17 protein-coding genes are annotated in these 23,054 nt (G+C 67.8%); 10 read left to right on the top strand and 7 right to left on the bottom strand.

All coding sequences use genetic code 11. The annotated features are described in order from the left end of the window. Positions 1-463: 463 nt before the first annotated feature. Together ACI79K_RS01835 and ACI79K_RS01830 are read right to left on the bottom strand one after the other, a co-directional pair. Complete coding sequence (locus tag ACI79K_RS01835) at positions 464-1,705, bottom strand: hypothetical protein (RefSeq protein ID WP_456598805.1); 1,242 nt, start codon at positions 1,703-1,705, stop codon at positions 464-466. Between the two features lie 85 nt (positions 1,706-1,790). Then, the gene (locus ACI79K_RS01830; protein ID WP_456598804.1) at positions 1,791-2,954 is read right to left on the bottom strand and encodes a PGN_0703 family putative restriction endonuclease; all 1,164 of its coding nucleotides are present in this window, start codon (positions 2,952-2,954) and stop codon (positions 1,791-1,793) included. 79 nt (positions 2,955-3,033) lie between these two features. Here ACI79K_RS01830 and ACI79K_RS01825 point away from each other — a divergent pair, with 79 nt between their 5' ends. The 6 genes from ACI79K_RS01825 to ACI79K_RS01800 all read left to right on the top strand — a co-directional run bounded on the left by ACI79K_RS01825 (position 3,034) and on the right by ACI79K_RS01800 (position 10,232). Continuing rightward, complete coding sequence (locus ACI79K_RS01825) at positions 3,034-3,708, top strand: hypothetical protein (RefSeq protein WP_456598803.1); 675 nt, start codon at positions 3,034-3,036, stop codon at positions 3,706-3,708. Between the two features lie 366 nt (positions 3,709-4,074). Continuing rightward, positions 4,075-5,715, top strand: coding sequence for a DUF262 domain-containing protein (locus ACI79K_RS01820; protein WP_456598802.1), 1,641 nt, complete (start codon positions 4,075-4,077; stop codon positions 5,713-5,715). A gap of 305 nt (positions 5,716-6,020) precedes the next feature. Next, on the top strand, positions 6,021-7,325 hold the full coding sequence (locus ACI79K_RS01815) for a hypothetical protein (RefSeq protein WP_456598801.1): 1,305 nt from the start codon (positions 6,021-6,023) through the stop codon (positions 7,323-7,325). Further along, positions 7,325-7,558: a hypothetical protein gene (locus ACI79K_RS01810; RefSeq protein WP_456598800.1), complete on the top strand. Its 234-nt coding sequence runs from the start codon at positions 7,325-7,327 to the stop codon at positions 7,556-7,558. Before ACI79K_RS01815 ends, ACI79K_RS01810 begins: the two co-directional genes overlap by 1 nt. A gap of 311 nt (positions 7,559-7,869) precedes the next feature. Then, a complete protein-coding gene (locus tag ACI79K_RS01805) occupies positions 7,870-8,745 on the top strand; it encodes a hypothetical protein (RefSeq protein ID WP_456598799.1) in 876 nt (291 codons plus the stop codon). 119 nt (positions 8,746-8,864) lie between these two features. After that, positions 8,865-10,232 (top strand): hypothetical protein, encoded by a 1,368-nt coding sequence (locus ACI79K_RS01800; protein ID WP_456598798.1) that lies wholly within the window; start codon positions 8,865-8,867, stop codon positions 10,230-10,232. Positions 10,233-10,551: 319 nt separating this feature from the next. Here ACI79K_RS01800 and ACI79K_RS01795 read toward each other — a convergent pair whose 3' ends face one another. The 4 genes from ACI79K_RS01795 to ACI79K_RS01780 form a co-directional block, all read right to left on the bottom strand. Then, positions 10,552-11,085, bottom strand: coding sequence for a hypothetical protein (locus ACI79K_RS01795; protein ID WP_456598797.1), 534 nt, complete (start codon positions 11,083-11,085; stop codon positions 10,552-10,554). Between the two features lie 140 nt (positions 11,086-11,225). Continuing rightward, positions 11,226-12,374 (bottom strand): DNA cytosine methyltransferase, encoded by a 1,149-nt coding sequence (locus ACI79K_RS01790; protein ID WP_456598796.1) that lies wholly within the window; start codon positions 12,372-12,374, stop codon positions 11,226-11,228. 145 nt (positions 12,375-12,519) lie between these two features. Next, a complete protein-coding gene (locus ACI79K_RS01785) occupies positions 12,520-13,356 on the bottom strand; it encodes a hypothetical protein (protein WP_456598795.1) in 837 nt (278 codons plus the stop codon). 368 nt (positions 13,357-13,724) lie between these two features. Continuing rightward, positions 13,725-15,224, bottom strand: coding sequence for an AAA family ATPase (locus ACI79K_RS01780; protein WP_456598794.1), 1,500 nt, complete (start codon positions 15,222-15,224; stop codon positions 13,725-13,727). A 394-nt stretch (positions 15,225-15,618) separates the two neighbouring features. Between ACI79K_RS01780 and ACI79K_RS01775 the strand changes: the two genes are divergently transcribed. The 4 genes from ACI79K_RS01775 to ACI79K_RS01760 are packed head-to-tail and all read left to right on the top strand — an operon-like array spanning position 15,619 to position 22,659. Next, positions 15,619-17,355 carry a sigma-70 family RNA polymerase sigma factor gene (locus ACI79K_RS01775; protein ID WP_456598793.1) on the top strand — a complete coding sequence of 579 codons (1,737 nt, stop codon included), beginning with the start codon at positions 15,619-15,621 and terminating at the stop codon, positions 17,353-17,355. Between the two features lie 10 nt (positions 17,356-17,365). Further along, entirely contained in the window at positions 17,366-20,437 is a 3,072-nt protein-coding gene (locus ACI79K_RS01770) for a helicase-related protein (protein ID WP_456598792.1), read from the top strand. Positions 20,438-20,446: 9 nt separating this feature from the next. Further along, on the top strand, positions 20,447-22,192 hold the full coding sequence (locus ACI79K_RS01765; protein WP_456598791.1) for a hypothetical protein: 1,746 nt from the start codon (positions 20,447-20,449) through the stop codon (positions 22,190-22,192). 41 nt (positions 22,193-22,233) lie between these two features. Continuing rightward, a complete protein-coding gene (locus tag ACI79K_RS01760) occupies positions 22,234-22,659 on the top strand; it encodes a very short patch repair endonuclease (protein WP_456598790.1) in 426 nt (141 codons plus the stop codon). A 108-nt stretch (positions 22,660-22,767) separates the two neighbouring features. On the opposite strand, the gene ACI79K_RS01755 is transcribed toward ACI79K_RS01760, so the two are convergent. Continuing rightward, positions 22,768-23,052 carry a hypothetical protein gene (locus ACI79K_RS01755; RefSeq protein ID WP_456598789.1) on the bottom strand — a complete coding sequence of 95 codons (285 nt, stop codon included), beginning with the start codon at positions 23,050-23,052 and terminating at the stop codon, positions 22,768-22,770. Positions 23,053-23,054 lie beyond the last annotated feature (2 nt).

Genomic DNA, 23,054 nt, shown 5'->3' with positions numbered 1-23,054 from the left:
GAGTTGCGCGCAACAAATTCCTGAAGCGTCGGCTGGTCATCGCAGGGAAGCCCTTGACCCCTTCAGCAAGCGCATCGCTTCGTCAACTGGACGCCTTGAGCCCTCGGAGGCCGCCTAGACGCGCCGCTACCATTCGGTGGCGCACTGCGGTCGGCTGGCTCGATCGCTCTTTGTCGATGTCGTCGCCCAATGAGACGTGATAGGTGTTTGTCGCGCGCTGATAGCCGCAGGATGTGCGTGATGAGCAGTCTCGCGATGTTCAGCGCGCGTCGGTCTTGAGCACGCGCTGTCGCCGGCGAGGCTGCTTCCGTCCAATCCGGGCAGCGCGGCGCGCGACGACGCATACCGATCACGCTATGGGCGCCTGCCGAGAACCAGGGGCTCTCGCCCGCTCGGGGACGGGGAGACAAACGGCGTCGTGCACCCGGCGCGGCCCGGCACCGCAGCTGCACGCGCCGCCCGGTCAGAGCTCGGGCAGCGGGAAGGTGCGCAGCGGCCCGCGGCGACATGACGGCCGGTCATCGAACCAGTGGGTGACCTCCTGAACGTGCCAGCGAAGGTCAGGAGCAAGGGCTTGTAGCTGTGCGACGGCGTGCCGGCTCCACGTGGGCGCCCCGCCGTCCTTACCGCCCACGCAGTAGGCGATCTCGAACGGCACGTCCCGGCGGCAGTCGAGTCGGGCGGTGAGGCGCGAGCGGTTTGCCTCGGCCCAGATCCGGTAGTCCAGCCCCTGGAGGACGAGCATGTTGTCGCCCCCGAGCTTGGTCTCGACAAGGACAAGCGTGCCGGTGGCATCGAGCCCGACGAGGTCGACGTAGCCGCGGCCGCGGGATTGCTCACCCCGCGACCCCGAACTGCCTCGCGGGCGCCAGGCGGGGAGCTCTCGCAGAACGGGCTGTTCCAGGCCGAGCGCCTCGGGCTGCCGGCGGAGCACGGCCTGTAGCCAGTGTTCGTCAGGCTTGCGCGCCACGCCGGCTAGTCGCTGCTCGCAGCCTGCCTGCACGCGCTCGGTGACGGCGGAGAGCTCGGCGGGGGTGAGCGGTCCAGTGATGGTCAGCGGCTCGGGCGTCTCGTGAGGAGACGTCGCGCCCCAGTCGATGCCGGCCACGATGGTCAGTCCTCGACGCGATCGCTCGATGCGCAGCACGCGCTGGCCGCGGCACTGCCACGCCCGGATGCCCCGCCGGTGGGCCGGGTCGAGGTTCTCCTGGGTGCCGGCCCAACGCATGAGGTCCTCGACCCAACCCGTGCGATCGCCGAGGTGCAGGGCGGGGTCTTCAACGCTGGTGACCAACGGCAGCGTGGCGTCCCGGGTGGGGCGGGTGTGTCGCGTCGTCGTGCCTTCGGCGTGCGTCCAGACCTCCAGCGGCAAGTCGTCTCGCAACCAAGGCCACCGGTGCAGCGTGGGTTCGTGCCAACCGTGGGGGAGGACCAGGCGGAGCGCGCGATCCCCTCGCTCTGCGAGCCCGATCGCCAGGGCCGTGTCGACGTCGTCGCCCTCCTGATCTCCCACGACCAGCGTGAGGACGCCGTCCTCGCTGAACCACGCGTAGCGCGGGCTGCGGCCCTGTCCCGGGAACAGTCGCGAGCTGGTGGCCGCGCCTACCTGCTCGGCCAAGGCGTCGGCGCGCTGCCTTGCGAACTCCTCGCGCCGACGTGCGGCGGTGGTTGGAGCCAGGCTGGCGTCGTCCTGGGTTGCGCTCACGATCCAAACCGTAGGTCGGTGGGGGCCGGCGACTGAGGAAGCGAGGCCGGAGGCACTCCCGAAGGGTGATGCTTCCGCTTGGCACTCAGTCCTTGGCGATCAGTTCGTCAGCCAGAGCGGTCAGGTCCTCGGCTGTGAACGGAAACTCCAGCCCGAATCCCTCGGTGCCGACCTGCAGCTCGATTCCGTGGTCGTCGAGGACGACGTTTCCGTGGAACTGCAGCAGGTCCTCCAGGTGGTCCGCATCCGAGACTTCGAAGACCGCGAGCAGCTCCGCCGGGTCCTTGATGACCTTCCCGCCGTAACGAGCGACGTACTCGCTCAAGGTGATTGACTCATCGAGGAACAGCGAGCTGTCCACGGACGTGAAGCGATCCCGGTGGCGCAGCAGTACGCGCCACACGTCAGAGACGTTCGCGCCGAGCTGTCGGTGCTCGGGCCGTTGCAGGGACCGCTGATAGGCGTCGTTCGCCGACGGCAGGACGTGCAGCACGCGGACCCGCGAAGCTCCTTCCGCCCCGTGAACCTCTAGCTGATGGGCCAGCAGCTGCTGCCGCATCAGCTGGTAGAGCGGCTCGTAGAAGAGGCGGTCGAGCGGCAGCAGATCGCCCCGGACGGGGCCGGTGGTGTCCGCGAGCGCCGGCCCGTAGCGGGCGGCACGTACGGCGTCCTTTCGGGGATCAACGCGGCGTGCGCCATAGGACTCCGTGTACTTCCACTCCACGAGGACGAGCTCCCGGACGCCGTCCCGCGCGACGTGCAGGAAGGCCGCGTCGACGCTGGTGCACTGCGAGCCACGCACTCGCTGCCGCCCCGGAGCCTCACCGAAGTAGTCCGTTGGGCCGATGTACTCGAACGTCAGGTGCCGGCCGGGCTCGATCTCGAGCACGTGCCCGATGTCCAGGAGGTCGCCGAAGGCGCGACGAATGCGCTCGGGGTCCGTCATCATCCGCGCCAGGGCGTTGACGCACTGCACCTGCGACGACAGCAGGTGGTTGCTCGGCCCGCCGTTCACCCCGGCATGCCATGGGACCCCTAGCTCGGCGAACAACGTCAGCGCCTGGGGACGGACGTCTGCGAGAAGATTCAGCTTTTCGTGGCCGGGAGGCAGGCAGAATTCGTATGCGGGGCCGTTCGGGACCCCACTCTTCCCGACATAGGGGGCCGGCAACTTGGCCTCCGGCGGGAGACTGTCGGTCCGCTTCTTCCAGGCGATCGCCCTGGCCCGTTCGTGTCGTGCGTAAGTCATCGCCGAGCACGCTAGGGGGGACCACCGACAGTTTCGAGCTGTCGAGGGGCGTGAGCCGAGGCCATGCGATCCTCCCGCCATGAACGAGATTGCCCGCAGCGTCGCAGTCGCTTCAGTCATGGCGGAACTGGCCCGCACGAGGCCGGTGTTCCATTCCGAGGCGGACTTCCAGTTCGCGTTCGCTCAAGCGGTCCGAACCCTCGATCCGGACATACAGATCCGGTTGGAGCTGCCGCTACGGCAGGTAGAGGGCCTCAAGGGTTCTCAGTACCTCGACCTCATGTGCCGCCGTCCCGATGCGCGGACAGCGGTCGAACTCAAGTACTTCACGCGAGCCTGGACCGGGAAAGATGACATCACCGGAGAAGAGTTCGTTCTGCGCCATCACTCGGCTACCGATTTGGCTCGGCGAAACGTCGTCTTCGACATCGCCCGGCTGGAGCAGTTCTGTCGGGCGGGGCTGGCCGACAACGGACTGGCGATCATGCTGACTAACGACCCCAACCTGTGGCGGCCGTCCAAGCGCCTGGCCAGCAACGATCGGGAGTTCCACATCAACGACGGCAGGACGCTCTCCGGGACCCTGCGCTGGGCCAGGGACATGTATCCGGGTAACGCCCGCACGCTGAGTGGCACCTATCCCGTCCGGTGGCACGACCACAGCAGCGTCGAGGGGCCGAACGGGACCTTCCGTTGGCTGGTGATCGAAGTTGTCGCACGTAGGGCGCAGCCCGATGTACCCGGTGGCTCCTGATGCGGCCATCGCCAGGCCGAGGGGAGAACCTTTCCTACGTGCCGTGAGGGACAGAACCTCGGATGGTGACAGTCGTCCTTGCGGTCTCCGAGGTCGGCCTTGACGGGGCCGTGATCGAGGAGCCGACCGAAGGAGATGCGCGCGCTCGGCCGACGCGCCCATCGAAGCGGAGGGTTTTGGCCACGTGCTCCCCGCAGCTGGACTCAACGCGCCGACGCACCTGGCGTCCGGCGGGCAAGGCGCGCACCTGCCGCCCAGGTTTCCTGTCGCCCCGGGGTTAGACAACGCCCAGTAGGCAGTCGCAGCACCGTGCGCATTCGCCCAACTACGCTGCCGTCGAGCCAGGACATGGATCACGGGGGAGACATGGCAGACCCGACGCAGTTCGACCACGACCGCATCAGCCACCTCCTTGCGGATCGCCTCCTGGAGGTTCCGGCCTTCCAGCGGAGCTACTCGTGGGACGAGGGCAACGTGGCGGACTTCCTGTCCGACCTTGAGACGGCTCGGCGGAAGACCACGAGCTACTTCCTTGGAACGGTCGTGTTTGCCAACTCCGGGGATGGTCCCCGCCAGCAGATCGTCGATGGTCAGCAGCGGCTTGCGACGACGGCGATTCTGTTGGTCGCTATCCGGGATGCTCTGCGGGACTTCAAGAAGGACAAGTCCGCCGCCCACATCGACGAGACGTACCTGCGTGGCTACGACCTGGACTCGGAGGACTCGGTCGAGCGCATCGTCCTCAACCCTGACGACCAGCCGGTGTACGACCTTCTGCTCGCGCGGGCGCCCCTGCCGGCCGAGGGCGTTTCCCCCATCGCGGACGCGTACCGGCAGTGCACCGCCTACCTCAAGGAGCTCGCTCCGAGCGAGAGCGACTACCGGCGCCTCATCGAGATCACGACCCAACTCGACGAGGAGGTCCAGGTCCTCGTCGCGGTGGCGTCCGACCTCCCCGAGGCCTACGTCATCTTCGAGACCCTGAACGACCGCGGCGCGGATCTCACGACAGCAGACCTGCTGAAGAACTACCTGTTCAGCCAGGCCAAGCACAACTTCGCGTTCGTGCAGGCGGCGTGGACCAAGATCAGCGGGGACTTCGAGAAGCCCGAAGAGTTCGTCAAGTTCCTCCGCTACGACTACATGTCCCGCCATGGGCACGTGACCACCCGGAAGCTGTACAAGGCCATCCAGGAGGACATCGGCACCGGCCACACCAAGGCCAAGCAGTACGTCCAGCAGCTCGACAACGCCCGCGCCACGTACCTGGCGCTCAAGGACGTGGACAGCACCCTGTGGGACTCTCTCGACTTCGACATGCGGGATTCGGTGCTCGCCATGAGGCGATTCGGCCTCGAGAGCAGCTACCCCCTGATCATGGCTGCGTTCGCCACATGGGGAGACGACAAGGTCAAGGCAGCCAAGCTCTTCACCAAGGTGACCAACTGGTCGATCCGAGCGCTCTTCGCCGGCCGCCTGGGTGGCAGCGTCGCCGAGAAGGCATTCAGCCGAGCGGCACAGCTGGTCAGCAATGGCACGGCCAAGAATCAGGACGACGTACGCAGCGCCCTCTCCACAATCATCGTTGGAGACCGGGAGTTCATGGACGACTTCCGGGCGTTCGGCAACATGGCACTCCCCAAAGCGAAGTACCTACTGGCCATGCTCGAGCGCGCTGCGCGGTCCAAGTTGGGCGAGACGCTGGACGGGCTGCCCGACTGGAGCAGCCGGACGGTCACCCTCGAGCACCTGATGCCGCGGTCGGAAGCGAAGAGCGACGCGCTGAAGCTGACCTATGTGGAGACCTTGGGAAACATGGCTCTCCTGGAAAAGCAGCTGAACAAGGGCTTGGAAGACAAGCCGTTCGCCGAAAAGACGTCCACCTACGCCACATCTGCATTCCGCGTGACCTCCGCCCTGGTAGACCAGCAGACGTGGACCAAGGCGGATGTCGACAAGCGCGCGCGAGACCTCGCGGGGCTTGCTCCGCTTGCCTGGCCCCTCTGACGAGTCGATCAACCTGAGGTAGCGAGAGGCGCACCTGGCCCGAATCGCCCGGCTTAGGCAAGTCACCGTCGTGCGGTGAGTTGCCATGCGTCTGAGGTTGGCGACGACCCGCTCGGGCCGTTGTCCAGGTCGAGGTCGTCACCGCAACCGCGGCGCGGGGTGCCGGGGGATAGCTGGTCCGTCTTGATGTCGCTACGCAGTCTGTCGGCCTCTCCTGGTTAGGTGGCCCAGCCGGGCCCGGTTGCCCGGCTGGCCAACCGGGCTCCACCCACGTTGGCCATTCATGGACACGGGGGTGCCGCGGCATGCAGACGATCTACTCGGTGGCGGTCCGGATAACGGGCGAGCCTTCGGCGACCTACGACCGCGTCGTCACCGGAGTTTCCGACTGGGCATTGGCGGGGGAGCCCGCTCCCGAAAACTTCCTGACGCTGCGCGGCGAATCTGAGATCGCGGGCAAGCGCCTGCGCCGGGATGTCGTAACGGTCGCGGGTCGGCCGCACCGCTCCTGCCGACTGGAACTCTGCACCCCGCTTGCGGATGCCGACGGCGCCGAGTTCGTCTGCGACGTCGTAATCGCACAGACTGCCGACGAAACGGCGTTCGGCGTCGAGCTCGGGCGGCGCGCGACCGTGGCCCGCCTCGCGCCGGCCCCATTGAACTTCGTCGACCGTCCCCGGGTCGTGCCCTGGGTGCTGAACTCCTTCGAGTGCTTCTACGGAAGCGATCGGGTCGGCGCGGTGCCTCAACTCGTGAGGGTCGCTGCCGTCCCGGACATCCTGGCATTCCTGGACGCATCAGATCGCCGCCTACCTGTGATCGTCGTCAGCAGCACCTCGAACGGCAGCCCCGAGGATCGTCTGGGCGCCGCGCTCGCTGACCGGCTGGCCGGCCTGGCACATGTTGTGCTACTGGAGACCTGGCTCGCGCTCGACTCCTTCAACGCCGAGGTCGCAATGCGCGTGCCGCTTCGTGGCGCCCGGCTGTTCTGGCCTAAGTCCGCGCACGCCAGTCGGGACCCCTGGTGGACGAGCGGCCAGCTGCGCGACGCTCGAGGGGTCAGCGATCAGATCTTCGGCATGCTCTCCCGGTTGTCCGTGGTGGCCAACGCCCGGGGAACCGGCCTTGTTGAGCAGGTCCGCGCAGAGGAACGGCGGGTAGCGCGGGAGGTGGCGGACCGCCGCGTCGCCGAGGCGACAGACGCTGGGAACTTGGACGTGCTCGTGGGCGAGCTGCGCAGCCAGCTCGACGCCGAACGGGACCAGGTGCTCGAGCTGTTGCAGATGAACGAGGAGCTCGAGGCCGAGAACGTGGGACTGCGGGCCTATCGGGAGAACTTCGAGGCCCTTACGCAATGGCAGGGCTCGGGCGCAGGGACCACCGACTCCGAGCCGCGGCTTGAGGACTTGCAGGTGTCGGCTGACTTCCGGGAGCTGTGGCCGGCGTTGGAGCAGGAGACGGGCGGTGCCCTTGTCTTCACGGACGCGGCGAAGGACTCATGGATCCGCTCCGGATACCCGTATCCCGACCGGATGCGCGACATGCTTCAGACGCTGGCCAAGCGGCCACGGCGTGGCGGGAACTCTCGGCTCGGCTCGGGAAGAGCCTGATGAGCTGGCTCGGGGATGAGTACGGGCTCCGCTACGCCCCCGACGACGAGGGCATGCGTCGTCTCAAGATCGACAAGTTCGACTTCGAGGGCCAGCAGCTCAGCCGCCTCCCTCACATCAAGATCGACGACAACGTCACGCCCGACAGAGTGGGCCGGATCTACTTCGGCATCGACGAGCAGAAGATGCGCTGGGTCGTCGACCACGTGGGCGTTAAGCTCCACGGCGTCTGATCTCGTGGACGACAGGCCACGTCTGGAGCGCGCCACGGCCGGGCTGCGCTCAGCTTCGGGCGCAAATGGCTGCGGGCGAGCTTCCGGACTGGGACACCCTTGAGGTCACCGGCCCGGTCAAGTCTGGCGATGCCGGTGGGCGGACCTGGTTTCACTACGGGCCACGGCGGCGCCGCGCTGACGATCGGACTTTCGTGCCGTTCGCCGAGGGCCGGCAGCTCCACTGAGTGAAGCGGGTCCCGGAGGTGCCGATACCTGTCGGGGGTCACGGCGAGACTGGGGCCGTTGGATCGGACACGGGGGAGGCCTGGGTGGGGATCGCGATTTTCGACGCCGCGGGGCTGGCGAAGGAGAACCAGCGTCGTCACGAGCAGCTGTCGCTTCGGGCGCCCGAGTTGGAGCGCTTGGCTCAGGTCGAGTTCGCCCGACTCGACAGGTGTCGGGCTCAGGTCTACCGGTTCGCTCTGGTGCCTTTCCGGGATGCGTTCTCGCGGTTGAAAAACGTGGACCTGGCCGAACTTGTGAGCATCGAGCCGGCCCTGGCTGCGGTCAAGCCGATCGTGGAGCTGCGGGAGGTGCGCATCGACGTGCTGGGCGTCATGGCGTCGATGGCCGGTGGGCTGACCGCCGAGTCCGGCACGGATTCGGCGGCCGCCGCCACCGTGGGCAAACTCGCCGCGGTCTCCACCCGTACGGCGATCTCCGCGCTCTCCCGCGCCACTGCAACCACCGCCCGTGGCGGCCGCGTCCTTGCGGCCGCGCGAGTGCCCGCCAGCCTGCGGCCGCTGCCGGCGCTGGTCGCAATGGGGGTGTTCATGGAGTTGCAGGGTCGCGTGATGCTGCGCGAGCAGCGTGAGGTCGCCGCTGGCCTCGACCAGTTGGAGATCGCGGAGAAGTCCAGCGCTGCGGCGCGTGCCCGCAGCGAGCAGGTGCGTGGCGTGCTGCGAAGGCTGCAGCGGGAAATCAACCGGTGTCTGCCTGGATTCGCCGAGCTCATCGACGGCAACGGCGAGTACGCGACCTACACCGCCGAGCAGCGCGAGCAGGTGGCGGTGATGGTTGCACTGGTCAGCACGACCGTGGACGTGTTCGCCGCGCCGCTCATCGACGAAGACGGTCTGGTCACCGATCTGTCTGCGCGGATCGTTGAGGACGCGGAGCGCCGTCTGATCGGGCTGGCCGCGTGAGCGTCCCGCCACCCTTGTCCGCGGCTGACGCCCGGCGCCGACCGTTGCTTCCTGGTGGCGCCGACGCGGCTTTGTGGGAGCTTGCCGACGAGGGCACGCGGCGCCTGGCCGCGGAGACAGTGGAGACGCTGCGCACCCGCGAGATCGTGGTGGACCTAGCCGCGCGGTACGTCAACGTCGGTACCGCGCAGCGGGCCGGTCACCTGTTCGAGGTGATGCACGCGTCTTCGTTCAATCGGAATGCGATCGCGCAGGGCGCCAGCATCCGGGCCGCGGTCACCGAGTGGATGTCCGGCGGATCGCGCACCGCGGCCGCGGACGTCCTGCTGCTCGACCGTGGGCATCAGGTGGCGGAGGCGCAGGCGAAGCTGGTGGAGGGCACCGCGAAGCTCGCGAACGGGGTGGCCCGCGGCTCCTATGACGGCATGCAGCGCCTGGTCGCCGAGGACAAGCTGCAGGCGGTTTCGGACTTGATCGACCGGCGGCTGAAGATGGATCCGGACGGGCTGCGCTATGCCGACTACCAGGACGCCCGCGCTCATCTGACCGACCAGCTGCATGCCGGGAGCGTCCACAGCCAGCCGCTGGCGAGCGACGCGGTGCACCGGGCCGCCGAGCATCCGGTCGGTTGGGCTGACGCCCAGGTCGCCGGGGCGGTCGGGCACCAGTTGCTCACCGCGGCGGGGATCGGCGCGGCTGGTGGTGCCGCGGTCGCCGGGGTGCTGTCGGCGGCGCAGTCGGTTGCCCAGGTTCGCGCGGGGGAGACGTCGGCGGCGCGTGCGGCAGCCACCGCGGCCGCAGCTGCCGCGCGTGGGGCGGTCCGCGGCGGAACGGTCGCCGCGCTCGGTGAGGCGGTGCGGGTCGCGGCCCAGGCCGATCTCCTGCCGGACGCGCTTGGCGGGGGCACGCTGCCGCTGGCTTTGGCCCGTGCGGTGTACGGGGTCGCCGAGGCTGGGGTCGCGTTCGCTCGCGGTGACATCGACTCCGGCCAGTTCGCCGCGCGGAGCTGCGAGTCGACGCTGACGGTTGGACTGGTATGGGCCTGTGGCTCCGCGGGGCAGACGGTGATCCCGGTGCCGGTGGTCGGCGCGCTCGTCGGCGGCCTGGTCGGCCAGTTCTCGGCCACGGTCATCGTTCAGGGGACGCAGTTCGCGCTGGCGGCGGCGCGGGAGAGAGGGCTGGCCGAGGAGCGCATCGCTGTTCTGGAGGCTGAGACCGCCGCGGCGGTGTTCACCGCGTCTGCTCTCGGCGACGCGGTCGAGGCTCTCGGCGCAGAGCGCAATGCGTTCGTGACAACGACCGTGCTGCCGCAGGTGGCGGGCGCGCTTGAGTCGTTGGCCGTTGCCGGCACCGACGATGCTCTCCGCCAGCTGACCGCGGTGACCCGGCAGTTCGCCGGCAAACCGGTGTTCGGCACCATGGCGGAATTCGACGCATGGATGCGCGACCCTCTCGCCACCCTCACCCTTGACCCCAACTGGCACTGATCTTCCTCGGTTCGGGGCGCACCCTGCCGGCAGAGCCGAAGCCCGCACCCTTCCGGGGCGGGCCCGCTGTCGCAGTGCAGAGCGTCGCGCTGCCCGCGGTTGCTGTAGGAGATGGCGGTCGACAGCTAGTTCGCCATCTCGGTCACGGACGGCCGGAGTAGCGCTCGGTGGTCTGCGACGGCCCGCTGAACGGTCATCTGACCGGCGGTGGCAGCCACGAGCTCTGAATCGGCACCAGCTGAGCGCAAGGCAGTTGCGACGGCGGCCAGGGTGTTCCCGCGCGTGCAGTCATCGTGCACCAGCGTCCTCAGGCCGCGCGCTACAAGCGGCACGTCCCCAGGTATTGGCGTAGCTCCGCGCAGAAGTCGTCGAAGCTCTGCATTGCGTCCTGCGGACACGTGAGCCAAACGTCCGTGATGTGCCGAACTCGGTCCGTCGTTTGTACTGTCCCCCATCTGTCCGACGTCGAGCTGCGGATCACCAGCATCGCCTTGGTGACCTGCGACACCAAGATTACCGCATTGGGCTTCGGGTCCTTCTTGTCCCACCCTGACTTGGTATCCACAAAGGCCGGGGGACGCGGGTAGTCCTCGACCGAGGTGAACTCCAGCTTGCGCGACTTCACCTCGAGCGGGATACGCCCGTAATGGTGGTGATGGTCGGGATCCATGCAGGTGCGACCGACGTACAGGTCGATCTCCTGCGCCCAGGCGTGGCGGTCTTCCACCCTCTCTCGCCTACGACTCGGAGGGACTTGCACGGTGAAACCGCGAGTAATGAGGGTCAAGCCGACGAAGAGCGCGTACTGGTGCCCGGCATCTAGTTGCTCGAAAAACAGCTCTTCGTTGCGCAACCACGCAGTGAGGCCGGTCGCTCGGGTAGGTCCTTGCCCGTCGGTCATCGCTTTCCTCGCGTCCATGCGGTGCGCACATAGTCAGGATGCGCTGCGCTCGACTGGACAGCCAGCTTTCAGGATCGCGACACGAGGTCTTGTCAGGTGAAAGATCGGACGTGGTCGGCGATATCCGCGCGGAATCGCTCGTCGAACCGCAGCTTCGCCTTCTGCATGCGACTGAAGAAGCCGCTGCTCGCCTTCAGGCTCAACGGACGCGCTGTCCCGACGTCGACCGTGTCGAGGAGGCCGGTGTACGGAGCGCGAATCGGCCACATCGAGGCGGGGGAAGCGTAGACCTCGCCGTTTGCGCCCCAGGCTGCCTTGGGCCAGCGCCCGCCGGTGACGCGGGCCGCCCCTGTTACGTCGTGCGAACCCGGCTCCAGTAGTCGCCTTCCGAGCCATTCGCTGACTCCGACCGTGACGGCGTTGCCGACCAGCTTCCAGCGGGGCCCGTTGGAGCGCCCCCGCTCAGCGGGGTCGGTCCACCCCCGGTCGAAACCTTGAAGCGCTTCTGCTTCCTCGATGGTCGGAAGGACGATCCGACGACCGCTGGGAGCTGAGGGGATCCAGATGGCCGGCGGACTCGGGATGCCGAGAGCGCTTCCGCCCTTGAGGGTGGGGACGGCATCCCGCGCCCAGCCGAGCCCTCGTAGTCCCTCGGTCCAGTAGAAGCCGTAAGCCTCGGTCGAGAACGACTCCTCGGCCGGTTCCCCCGCGTCGTCGACGAGCAGCACGTCTGCAGGGTTCTCGGTCTTGCTCGCGACCATGATGACTCGTTGGCGACGCTGTGCGACGCCGGCGCTGCGGCTGTCGATCAGGCGGTAAGCCCATCGGTAGTTCAGCTTCTCCAGCTCGCCGACGAGGTAGCGCATCGCCGTGCCGCCGTCGAGCACGAGCATGTTGCGGACGTTCTCGAAGACCAGCCAGGTCGGATCGGCCTGCTTGAGGAGGGGAAAGACGTGCGCCACCAGGCCGCTCGCCTTGCCAGTGATGCCGGCGGTCCGGCCGGCCTGTGAGAGGTCGGTGCAGGGGAATCCCGCTGACAGGAGGTCCACCTTCGGCAGCGACTTCAGGTCAGCGACATCGCCCTCGAGCTTGGCGTCGGGGAACCGGACACGTAGAACCTCTTGAGCGGGTTCCCAGTTGTCCACGAGCAGCTCTGCCTCTGCGGCACCCGAGCGTCGTAGCCCTTCCTCCACGCCACCGATGCCCGCGAATAGTCCGACAGCGGTCATCGATGCGCTCACGTCGTCATCATCGCCCACCCCACCGACAGATCTCGGTAGGAGGCGGGTTGGCGAGGTGGGCGGTGAGCCTGTGGCGCACGATGCTGGCGGCGTGGTGGACGCTAACTCGCGATGCCGCGACAGCGCGCTGGAGTTCTGCGCCCGTTCAGACGGCGTCGAGGGATCCAGCGGAGACGACCCAGCTCGCGAGCGCCGCGCTGGGCATCAGGCTGGCGGAACCTAGAGCCGTCGACGTGCTGGTGCTCATGGGCACCACTCCGTCTGGACCGACCACGGCAACTGCGGCCAGGTGATTCACCTCGGCCAGCTCGGCCAGGTAGGTCATCCCTTGGTGGTATCCGTCTCTGACGACGTAGGTCAGGTCATCTGTGTACTTGCACTCCACAGCGAGTGCGATCTGTCCGGGGAGCACGATTGCCAAGTCCGCGCCCACGGGCTGCGAAGCCGACGGCAAGGGACGCGTCAAACGGCGATATGGGCTGGACCAGCCGTAATACGTCCATACGCCCGCGCCCTCGAACCAGATGTCCCAGGTCCTGCCTTGTCGGTCGACAGCCTGATGACTGGGCCCGCTGCCCAGACCCAGGGGGCGACGGCTCCTCACCAGGCAGCCGGCCGACCGCAGCGCGAGGAGGACCACTCCCAGACATCCCAGCTGGAACAGCCGCCCTCGGACGGTGGGATCGGGAAGCAGCATGCGTCTCGCCAACTGCTCGAGGTCTCGATCCTCCTGTCGGAGCGCTTCAGCCAGGTGAGCGAGGGCGCTCCACGGCGCTCCGGCACCACGAAGGGATGCCAGCGTGCTGCGGTCGGGAGGGACGTCCGCCCCCGACGGCAGGTGCAGGCGAGCTCCTTGCAGCGCGTCGATCTGACGGGCTACGGCCGCATCCATCTGGGGCGAGACGGTGCATGCATCCATGCGCACTCGCTCTAGCCTGTCCGCCGTCCAGCAGAGCACTTCGACGAGGTTCCGGTCGGGCACCCGGCGTCGTTCCCGGGTGACGAAGCCCGTCGCCGGCCAACCGCGAACGCGGGTGCGTGCCCAGTCGACGCGACCAGAGAGGGCAGCCGTGACGCTCCGAGCGGTGAGGACCTCTGCCGGAAGCGCCTCCAGCCACGAGGTCGATGCTGTTGGCAGCCGGCGCAGCAGAGGAATGCAGTCCTCGAACAGGTGCCGTCGAGCCCGGCGGCGGACGTCGTCGGGGGTCCATTCGTCTGGTCCGGGTGCAGCGGCGACCGCCGAGTACAGCTGCCCCTTACCCGTGTAGCTACTCAGAACTTCCAGTAGCCCGTGCCAGGGCAGCGGTGCTCTCGCCCCTGATTCGCCACCGCGGCCGTTCCGGGCCTCGGTCAACGCAGCGCTGTCAGTTGCGAGCGAACCCATTCCCACTGGGCGCCCAGCACGTCCTCCGCGGCGAGCCGGACACCGAGCGCGTCCAGCTGCTCCTCCTCCAGCCGCGCCAACCACGTCCCCACCGCTGACACGTAGCCCTCGGCCAGTAGCTCCGTGCCGTTCGGGGATCCGGGCTCCTCGCCTGCCAGGTACGTGGGAATCTCCAGGAACGCGGCAGGCCCGAGGACGGCTCCCTCGATCTCACGATGGGCGTCGTAGATGGCAGTCAGGCTTTCCGAGACCTGTTCCTGCAGACGCTCGGGCAGTACTGACAACCGCCCGGCGAGAGCTGCACGGAAGCCCTCCGTGTCCGGTGCCCCGACTGGTACGTGGGCGAAGCGCCGTCCCAGCGCCAGCCCGAACTTGAAGACTCGATGAGCGTCCAGAGCGTTGTAGGTGCCTAGCAGGCGCCAGTCGCTCCCGGCGAGGTACTGCACCGGCTCGGGGCCCGGGCTGTCCGATCGGAGGTTCTCCGCGCCCAAGACGGCGCATTGCGCCGCCTCGCCCCAGCCCAGGGTGATCGGGCCGGCATCAGGTTCTCCACTCGTGCGGCCAACCTGCACAGGTTGGCCCGAAAGCCATGTCAACAGCGGACCGAAGACGCGGTCGAGATCGGCCCGGTTCGCCTCGTCCAAGACCAGCCACCGGTCCTCGGTGATGGCGCGCAGCACCGCTCCCGGGACGAAACGCAACCGCCCCTGGTCGTCGATCGTCTCGCCACCTACCAGCTCACGTGCTGTCCAGGATTCGTCCGGAGTGACCAGCGTGGCCTCGTGTCCCGTCACCATGCCCACTACCGAGGGGTCGGCCGCCACGTCGGCGAGGAGCTCGCTGACCAGTTGACTCTTCCCCGTTCCCGGCGGTCCGACGAGCATCACTGCAGGCCGGCTCGCGACCGCGCGCCGGAGCATCCGCCTCGTACGAGGATCCAGCGCCAAGCGTGTGACCGGGACCGAGCCGGGAAGGGTCGGAGGGGGCACACTCCCGGCGATCGACTGGTCTACGACGCGGCCTTCTACCTTCTCCGCCTCGGTTCCCAAGGCGTCGTGGAGCGCTTCGAACGGTTGCGAATCGGCGTGCCTTTCCATGACTCCCCACGAGGCATCCCAGGTACCGCCCGAGCCACGAACGATGAGCAGGACCGAGGGGGAGAGGCCGGCCTCGACCCGGGCGGTGGCCGCCCTTCGGGTAGCGGGTACCTCGCCCGCCTCCGGGACGACACCGACGAAGACCGCCGCCGAGCGAGCTCGCTGCGACTGGTTCGCTCGCACGCTGAAGTTCCCGGCCTTGCTGATGGTGGCGACCACGACGTCGTCGGCGCTCAGGCCCATCAAGCTGGCAAGCCAGGTCTCGAGCCGTGAAAACTTCGTTGTGCTGGGAGCGGCAAGGTCGACTGCGCTGACCAGTTCGTCGAGCATGGCTTGGGCGGTGTGGCCCACCGACTTCGGTGCCGTCACGCTGCATCGTCTCCGTTGATCTCGCGGTCGGTCGGCTGCGCGTTCGGTCCGCCACTGAGGGCGCGTGAGCCCAATAGGCGGCACCGGTTGCGCTGGACGTCGGAGTGCCGATTCGCCCCGTCCGGACAGATTCAACTGCACGTGACCCCTAAAGCAGATCAAGGCGGCGCTCTACCACTCGTCGGTGTCCTGACGACCTAGCTCGCCCAGGTCATTCGCTTGCGAGGTCTGGCATGAGCGCCCGACACGACCTGGCGCGACGTTCACCCGACCCGGTGAAGCTGCCGGGCGTCGGGCGGCCGCCGAGTCATCTCGGCCTTGGGACTGCCGATTTTGTCGGTGGGCGGACTTATGGTCCTCCCCAGTGTCGGTGTCGTGAGCGGGGGGTGGCGGGATGAAGGCTGGAAGCAGCCCGCAGCTGCCTCATGCCGCCGAGCAGCTGCGCGCAGAGATCGTCCGACTGGCCGGTGTGCTGGGTCGGCCCCCAACCCCGGCGGAGTTGCATCGGCTCCTACGCGGTCAATCGGTTGACGCCGAGACGTTGATCGAGGCCCTCTCGGTCGCGACCGCTCCAGCGGGGCGCATGGGAAGGCCGGTCGGCATACAGGCCGAGCCTGCAGGAGCGCCAGGGCAGGTTGGCGTTACTCCCGCCGCCCGTGACCAGCGGTCGACCGCTCCGACGACCTCGCGTAGCGCCCTGCCGTCGGAAAGGTCTCGCGGCTCGGCGGTCGTAGGTAGTGGAGCTGGCACCGCGAAGGGCCCCGGCGCACCCGAGACCGGTGGTGATCTGGATGTCTGGGACGACGGTGGGGATCCCTTCGCGATCCCTCCCGAGCCGACCAGCACCTCGGGGTCGCACGACGACGCCGTCGTTGCCCAGGCGGTCGAGGACCTCCACGACGACTGGCTGCGCATGGGCGGGCAGCTCGACGAAGCGACGGTGCAGCAACTCGTCGTCCGTCGACAACTCACTGGGGCGCAGGCGAGCGAGGTGCTCCTCCAGCTCGACGAGCTCGGCGTCGAGATCGTCAGTCCGAGGAAGCCCCGGCCCGCGAATGAGGTGGGTGAGGCCGCGGAGGGGACGGCGACCGGTGACAGTGCTCTGAAGGTCTACCTGCGCGAAGTCGGCCGGCACCGCCTGATCTACGCCCAGGAGGAAGTCCAACTCGGGAACGCCATTCGTGCGGGGCAGGAAGCGCAGGCGCGCCTGGCCGCCGCCGACGTCACCCGACGTGAACAACCTCATCTCCGCCGCCTCGTTGCCGCGGGAGAGCGGGCCCACGGAGATCTCGTTCGGGCCAACCTGCGGCTGGTGGTCTCCATCGCGAAGCACAGGCGCTACTCACTGTCGGGCGTCGACCTGGAGGACCGCATCCAGGACGGCAACATGGGTCTGATGCGTGCCGCCGACAAATTCGATCCCGGCATGGGCAACAAGTTCTCCACGTACGCCACGTGGTGGATCAGGCAGTCCATCGAGCGGGGGATCGCAGACCGCGGTGGGCTGGTCCGCATCCCCGTGCATGCCCACGAGAAGCTCGTCCGTCTTCGCCGCGTCCTTCCCGAACTCCGCCTGGAGCTCGGGCGCGAACCCGAGCCGGTCGAACTCGCCACGGAGCTCGGGTGCACTGTCGAACTGGCGAAGGACCTCCTCTTCTGGAGACACGGGCTCGCGAGCCTGGACCGGCCAGTAGGGGACGAGGACATCACCCTGGGGGACCTGCTCGCCGACGAGGCCGACCAGGACGGGCGGGGGGATCCCCAGGAGCGTCTGCTTGTCCTGGCGCTGAAGAAGGAGGTGGCCGCGCTGCTCACCGCCGGCCTCTCACCCCGGGCGCGGTGGGTCCTCGCCGAACGCTTCGGGTTGGACACCGGGGAAGAAGGACGAACCCTGGACGAGATCGGGGCTGACCTGGGAGTGACCCGAGAACGGATCCGTCAGATCCAAAGCAAGGCCTTCACGAGCCTTCGCGGCCATCCGAAGTGCCTGCCTCTGTACGAGTACTTGATCGATCACTCACGGACGAGGCCGCTGCCCCCACCGGCATCGAAGGACGAGACCGAGGGTGAGGGCAAGCGCAAGCGAGCCCGTCGAGACGAACGGTCCAGCAGTCGAACGCTGGCGAGGTAGGGAGCACTTGATGGCAACACCCGAGGACCAGCCGCTCGACGTCGCGGCCGATCGCTTCCTCGACTGGCTCGACCAGGCCGTCACCGCAGCTGGCCGCGGCGACGGGCTGGAACGTCTCGACGTGGATCCCGGCGCCACCTTCTGGCTGGGGCGACTCGCCAGCGAGGAAGAGGTGCAGAACAGCCCTCTCGGCGATCGTGGGGAAAGGCTCGACCCCTGCGCCATCGGCATGAGGCTTCGGCCGGTGGGTGCCGGCCCTTGGAGCATGGACGTCACGCTCCGGATGCGCGCCTGGCTGCGCGACGTTCCAGGCGCGGTCGCCGACCCGCGTGGTCCCTGGACGCGCAGCGACGAGGTCACGGTCAGCCTGCCGGTGAAGGTCCAGCCGACAGGGCAGACCGTCGAAGGCCGGCGACAGCTTGCCGAGGCACTGACGGACGCCGGAGTAGACGGGTTGACCGCCGAGGTCAGAGTGGACGTCGAGGACCGTGACGGTGTCGTGGAGCTGGTCGTTCAGTTCGTCAACACCAGCCCGGAACAGCATCCCGTCCTCAAGGACACACACCTGTACGAGACCGGGCTGGAGGTTCGCGGCCTGGACACGACGCCATTCGAGCTCGAGCAGCTTCCCGACTCGTTCCGCTACGACCGCCGGATCCCGGCATACGGCATCAACGTCGGCATCGCACTGACGGACGAGACCCCGCAGGGGTTCAAGACCACTGACACCGTCACCGTCACCACGTATCGGCCGGCGTTCTGGAACAGCCGCCGCCCCAAGCCGGACCTCAAGTTCTCCACTCTCGCCGAGGACTGCCTTCCCCCGATGCGAGACCTGGTCAGCGCCCTACGCGAGTACGACGAGGAGCACTGGTCAGATGAGGCGCTAGAGACCCGCGCCCGAGACAGCGACTGGAACGCGGAGACCCTCGCGGAAGCACGCGAGGCAGCCGCCGAGGTCTTCGCCGAGTTGTCTCGACTGGAAGGCGGACTCCGACTGCTCGAAGAGGACCCCGACCTACGCAGAGCCTTCGAGCTCATGAACGTCGCCATCGGGCTCAGCGCCCAGGGCCGTGGATACATCGACTGGCGCCCGTTCCAGATCGGCTTCCTCCTGCAGACCATCGGGAGCCTCGTAGACGTCGACCATGACGCAGACGTCGTCGACACGGTCTGGTTCGCGACCGGTGGCGGAAAGACGGAGACCTACCTGGGGCTGCTGGTAACGGCCGCGCTCCACGACCGGATCACCGGCAAGTCGAGCGGTCTGACCGCCTGGTCACGCTTCCCCCTGCGGCTGCTTTCGCTCCAGCAGACCCAGCGGTTCGCAGACGCACTCGCCGGCGCCGAGTTGGTGCGCCGGCGAGAGGGAATCCGCGGCGCCCCCATCAGCCTCGGATTTCTCGTCGGCAAGGGTGGCACGCCGAACAAGGTTGTGCCGCAGGCATCGGACGACGACCCCGACCCGGACAGCCCGGGGATGCCCGACCGATACCAAGTGCTGATGCACTGCCCCTTCTGCCGGGGGGACCTGAAGATGCGGTTCGACCGCAGGTTCTGGCGCCTCGCTCACGAGTGCCCCAATGACGACTGCCCGTGGCCTGAGCGCTCCCTGCCCGTCTACGTCGTCGACCAGGAAGTCTTCCGCTTCCTACCGACCGTGGTCCTCGGCACGCTGGACAAGGCCGCCAGTCTCGGTCTCCAGGCCGCCATGCGGGGTCTTGTCGGGCCACCGCTGGGCATCTGCAGCGAGCCGGGGCACGGCTACTGTTACGCGCCTCGCAGTGCCCGTCCCAACGGCTGTCTGGTCCCCGGCTGCACTGGACAACGACGCGAGCTGCCCATGCCGAGGCGCCGCTTCGCTCCCACCCTCCGACTGCAGGACGAACTGCACTTGTTGCGGGACAGCCTGGGAGCGGTCGACAGCCACTACGAGAGCCTTCTGGATCACCTCCAGCAAGATCTCCAGGGGCCACCGAGCAAGGTGATCGCATCCAGTGCGACTCTCACCGGTTACCAGCGACAAGTGGAGGTCCTCTACCGCCGCCGCGGCAGAGTGTTCCCGCAACCCGGCCCCAGGACGGGCGAGTCGTTCTGGAGTCGACCCACGCCGCAACCGCTCCGACGATTCGTCGCCGTGGCCCCTCGAGGCGTCACCCTCGAGCACGTCACCGACCGCACGGTCGACGTCATGCAGAAGGCGGTGCGGCGCCTCGTCACCGAACCTGCCGTGGTGTGCGCGGAAGCCGAAATCGAACCAGTCCACGCGGCCGCACTACTCGACCTCTACGGCACCGACGTGATCTATGGATCCACCCTCTACGACGTAGAGGCCGCCGAGCGAAGCCTGAGCAGCAACAGCACGGTCGAGGGCGCCCTCAACAGCGTTCAGCTCACGGGACAGACCGACTTCGACGAAGTCCGACAGATCCTCGACGAACTGGAGAAGCCCCAGGACGACTTCTTCGACCGCATCCACGTGGTCGCGGCAAGCAGCATGTTGTCCCACGGCGTGGACGTCAGTCGCTTGAACACCATGGTGATGCTCGGCCTGCCACTCGGAACAGCGGAGTTCATCCAGACCTCCGCCCGCGTGGGTCGCCGTTATCCAGGGCTCGTCCACGTGCTGCACAAGATCGGACGCGAGCGGGACGCTCAGGTGTTCAGACAGTTCGGGGCGTTCGTCACCCAAGGGGACCGCTTCATCGAGCCGATCCCGATCACACGCCGGAGCCGGAGGGTGCTGCGTCTGACGCTGCCGGGGATCGTCGAGGCGCGACGCCTTGCCCTTCAGGAGCCCCGCGCGGTCAACCAGCGACTGACCACCGTGCGGGCTCTGCGTGACTTCGTGCGCGACAACGGACTCTCCGCTGCGTCGGAGACACAGGTCATCGCGGCGGCACTCGGCTTCGAGGGACCCGTCGACGAGTTGTTGCGGGACGAGATCCGCATCTGGCTGGGCGGCTACTTCACCAACATGCAGGACCCGGCTCTCGCGTCGAAGTTGTCGCCCGACGTCCTGCCCGACCGCCCCATGATCTCCCTGCGCGACGTAGAAGCCAGCGCTCCGATCCACGACTGAGAGCCGATCATGACCGACTTGGGAACGCGATCCGGATCGCAGATCCTTCGCACCTTCCTGCCCCAGCAGACCGCCGACCTACGTCGAGGCATCTACCGCGTCGTCGAGTGGACCAGCGCTCAGCCGCTGGCGGTCGATCCCGATGTCATCCGCCGCCGTCTCCTCCGAGAGGTGCGGCCGTGGGAGCAGGCCGGCCTCGACAACGGAGTCGCCGCGGACCTCCGCAGCGGCGCGCGAATAGAGGTCGTCGAACTCGACGAGCGTCGCGGGGTCACCGTCGAGCGGTATCCCAACGTCTGGGTCTGTGACACTTGCAAGCGCATCGGCAAGCGCGCCGACCGCCCCTGCAAGTGCGGCGCCCAGAGGTGGGGGCAGTTGCACTTCGTCGGATTCCACTCCTGTGGGGCAGTCGTCGAGCCCTTCATCCGGCGATGTCCTGCCCACGACGACGTCAAGCTCGTCGCCCCTCGCAGCGCCAAGGCATCCGACATCCGGTTCGTCTGCCCCACGTGCCAGCAGGAGCTCATGCGGGGCCTGGGATTCAATCGTTCGTGCCCTGGATGTGGACAGGGCGCCGTCTCCTGGAATGTCCACAAGGCACGCAGCGTCTACGCACCTCGCGGCGCCGTGCTCGTCAACCCGCCACGCCCCGAGCGCATGCGGGAGCTCCTCGCGGTCGGGGGCGCCCGCAAGTCCCTGGAGTGGGTGGTCGAGGGCATGACCGCTCGGAGCCCCGAGACGATGCAGGGCCGCCCGACTCGCGAGGCTTTCATCGCGAAGCTGCTCAGGGACAACTTCGACGAGACGTTCGCTCAGCAGGCAGCTGACCTAGCCGAGGCCGGAGGACAGCTGGCAGCGGACGACGCACCGGAGTCCGTCACCGGCCTGGACGATGCTCAGCGCGCCGAGGCCGAGAACGAGGCCCTCGACATCGCAACGGCGTTGTCCGAGTCGCGCATAACCACCGGCGATCTCGTCGGAGCCCCCGTCGACAGCGTTCTCGCTCGTCGCTATGCCGACGACTATCCGGCCGCACTCAGGGCGGCCGGTCTCGTGGACGTCGAACTGATCGAGCGCTTTCCCGTCCTCAACATCATGTACGGCTACACGCGAGGAGGGGGTGAGGCCGGGGCGACGCACCTGGTTCCGTTCCGCTCCCGCCGCGGGAACGGATACAGGCTCCATGGCGACCTCGCCGAAACGGAGGCCTATCTCCTCAGGCTCGATCCGGTACGGGTGGCCGCGTGGCTGCTGCAGCGCGGTCACCACCTGCCCGGCTTCGACGCGAGCGCGGGTCCCGCGGCCGCTCGCGCTGAACTGCTTCGGGCCACCCGCATGCCGCTGCCGGGCGACCCTCGTACGCAGCCGACCGTTGGCGGAGACGTCTTCGAGCTCGTCCACAGCGTCGCCCACCGCTTCCTCCGGCAGACCGCCGTCTTCGCCGGCATCGACCGGGACGCTCTCAGCGAGTACCTGGTGCCGACGCACCTTGGCTTCTTCATGTACGCAGCCGCGAAGGGCGACTTCGTCCTCGGCGGACTGCAGGCCGTATTCGAGACGGACCTCGACGACTTGTTGACCTCCGTGGTCCGTAGCGAGTCTCGCTGCCCACTTGACCCGGGGTGCAGTCGCGGGGCAGGTGCATGCAGCGCCTGCCTGCACGTCGGCGAACCCTCGTGCCGAGCGTTCAACATGCACCTGAGCCGCAAGGCGCTCTTCGGTGAGCACGGGTACTTCACAGCCTCGACGGTGTGAGATGAGGCTGGCCCGTCGGCATCGGCGTCGGATCCGGGGTCATGGCTGACGGACCGCCAGCATCGTCAGCCGCGGCGCTCGCTCGGATGAGACGGCAGGCTCGGAGAGACACCACGCCCGAGATCGCGCTGCGAAAGTTCCTGTTCGCCAAGGGACTGCGTTACCGCATCGACTACAAGGTCTTGCCTGGATTGCGGCAACGGGCAGACATCGTCTTCGTCAAGGCGAAGGTCGCCGTGTTCGTTCACGGCTGCTTCTGGCACGCCTGTCCCGTTCACGGCACTCAGCCACGAGCCAATGCGGCCTGGTGGGCAGAGAAGCTCACGGCCAACGTGAAGAGGGATGAGCTGACCCGTCATCACCTGGAGGAAGCCGGCTGGGAGGTGATCACCGTGTGGGAGCACGACGATCCTGGGGTCGCGGCCGACCAGATCGCAGGGCTCGTACGTCAGAAGAGCTTGAAGTAGGACTGACCGGTAGGGCCTCATGGGGGTGGCCGGTCGACTGTGCACGCCAGGCTTCCTAGGAGACGTCTCTGCACCAGAGATAGTCCAGGTGCGGACGCGCCCGCGAAGTCAGCGGTGCACGTGACCGGCGACGGCTGAAAGAGCCCTGGCCCGCAGCTGATCGAATGCGTACGAACCGAGGACTTCCTCGCCGAAGTCGCAGCAACGCTCTCCGTACTGGTCCTCAGCCCATGCGACCCAACCCAGGTCCGAGTCAAGGTCCAGGGCGAGAAGCACGTTCGTTCCGTCGGCGACCAGCTGAACTCCAAAGTAGCCGCCTGCGAGAGACACCGCCGTGCCACCGGTCGCCTCGGCCGCCCGGTCGATCTGTTGGAGGTACGTCTCGTAGTCCACGG

The organism is Blastococcus sp. SYSU DS0616, from assembly GCF_054051015.1.
This window is presented reverse-complemented; position numbering and strand designations above follow the sequence as displayed.

Coding starts and splice junctions, on each gene's coding strand:
- ACI79K_RS01830 (WP_456598804.1), bottom strand. CDS start 2,954: ATGACTTACGCACGACACGAACGGGCCAGGGCGATCGCCTGGAAGAAG.
- ACI79K_RS01765 (WP_456598791.1), top strand. CDS start 20,447: ATGACCGACTTGGGAACGCGATCCGGATCGCAGATCCTTCGCACCTTC.
- ACI79K_RS01815 (WP_456598801.1), top strand. CDS start 6,021: ATGCAGACGATCTACTCGGTGGCGGTCCGGATAACGGGCGAGCCTTCG.
- ACI79K_RS01775 (WP_456598793.1), top strand. CDS start 15,619: ATGAAGGCTGGAAGCAGCCCGCAGCTGCCTCATGCCGCCGAGCAGCTG.
- ACI79K_RS01820 (WP_456598802.1), top strand. CDS start 4,075: ATGGCAGACCCGACGCAGTTCGACCACGACCGCATCAGCCACCTCCTT.
- ACI79K_RS01825 (WP_456598803.1), top strand. CDS start 3,034: ATGAACGAGATTGCCCGCAGCGTCGCAGTCGCTTCAGTCATGGCGGAA.
- ACI79K_RS01810 (WP_456598800.1), top strand. CDS start 7,325: ATGAGCTGGCTCGGGGATGAGTACGGGCTCCGCTACGCCCCCGACGAC.
- ACI79K_RS01760 (WP_456598790.1), top strand. CDS start 22,234: ATGGCTGACGGACCGCCAGCATCGTCAGCCGCGGCGCTCGCTCGGATG.
- ACI79K_RS01770 (WP_456598792.1), top strand. CDS start 17,366: ATGGCAACACCCGAGGACCAGCCGCTCGACGTCGCGGCCGATCGCTTC.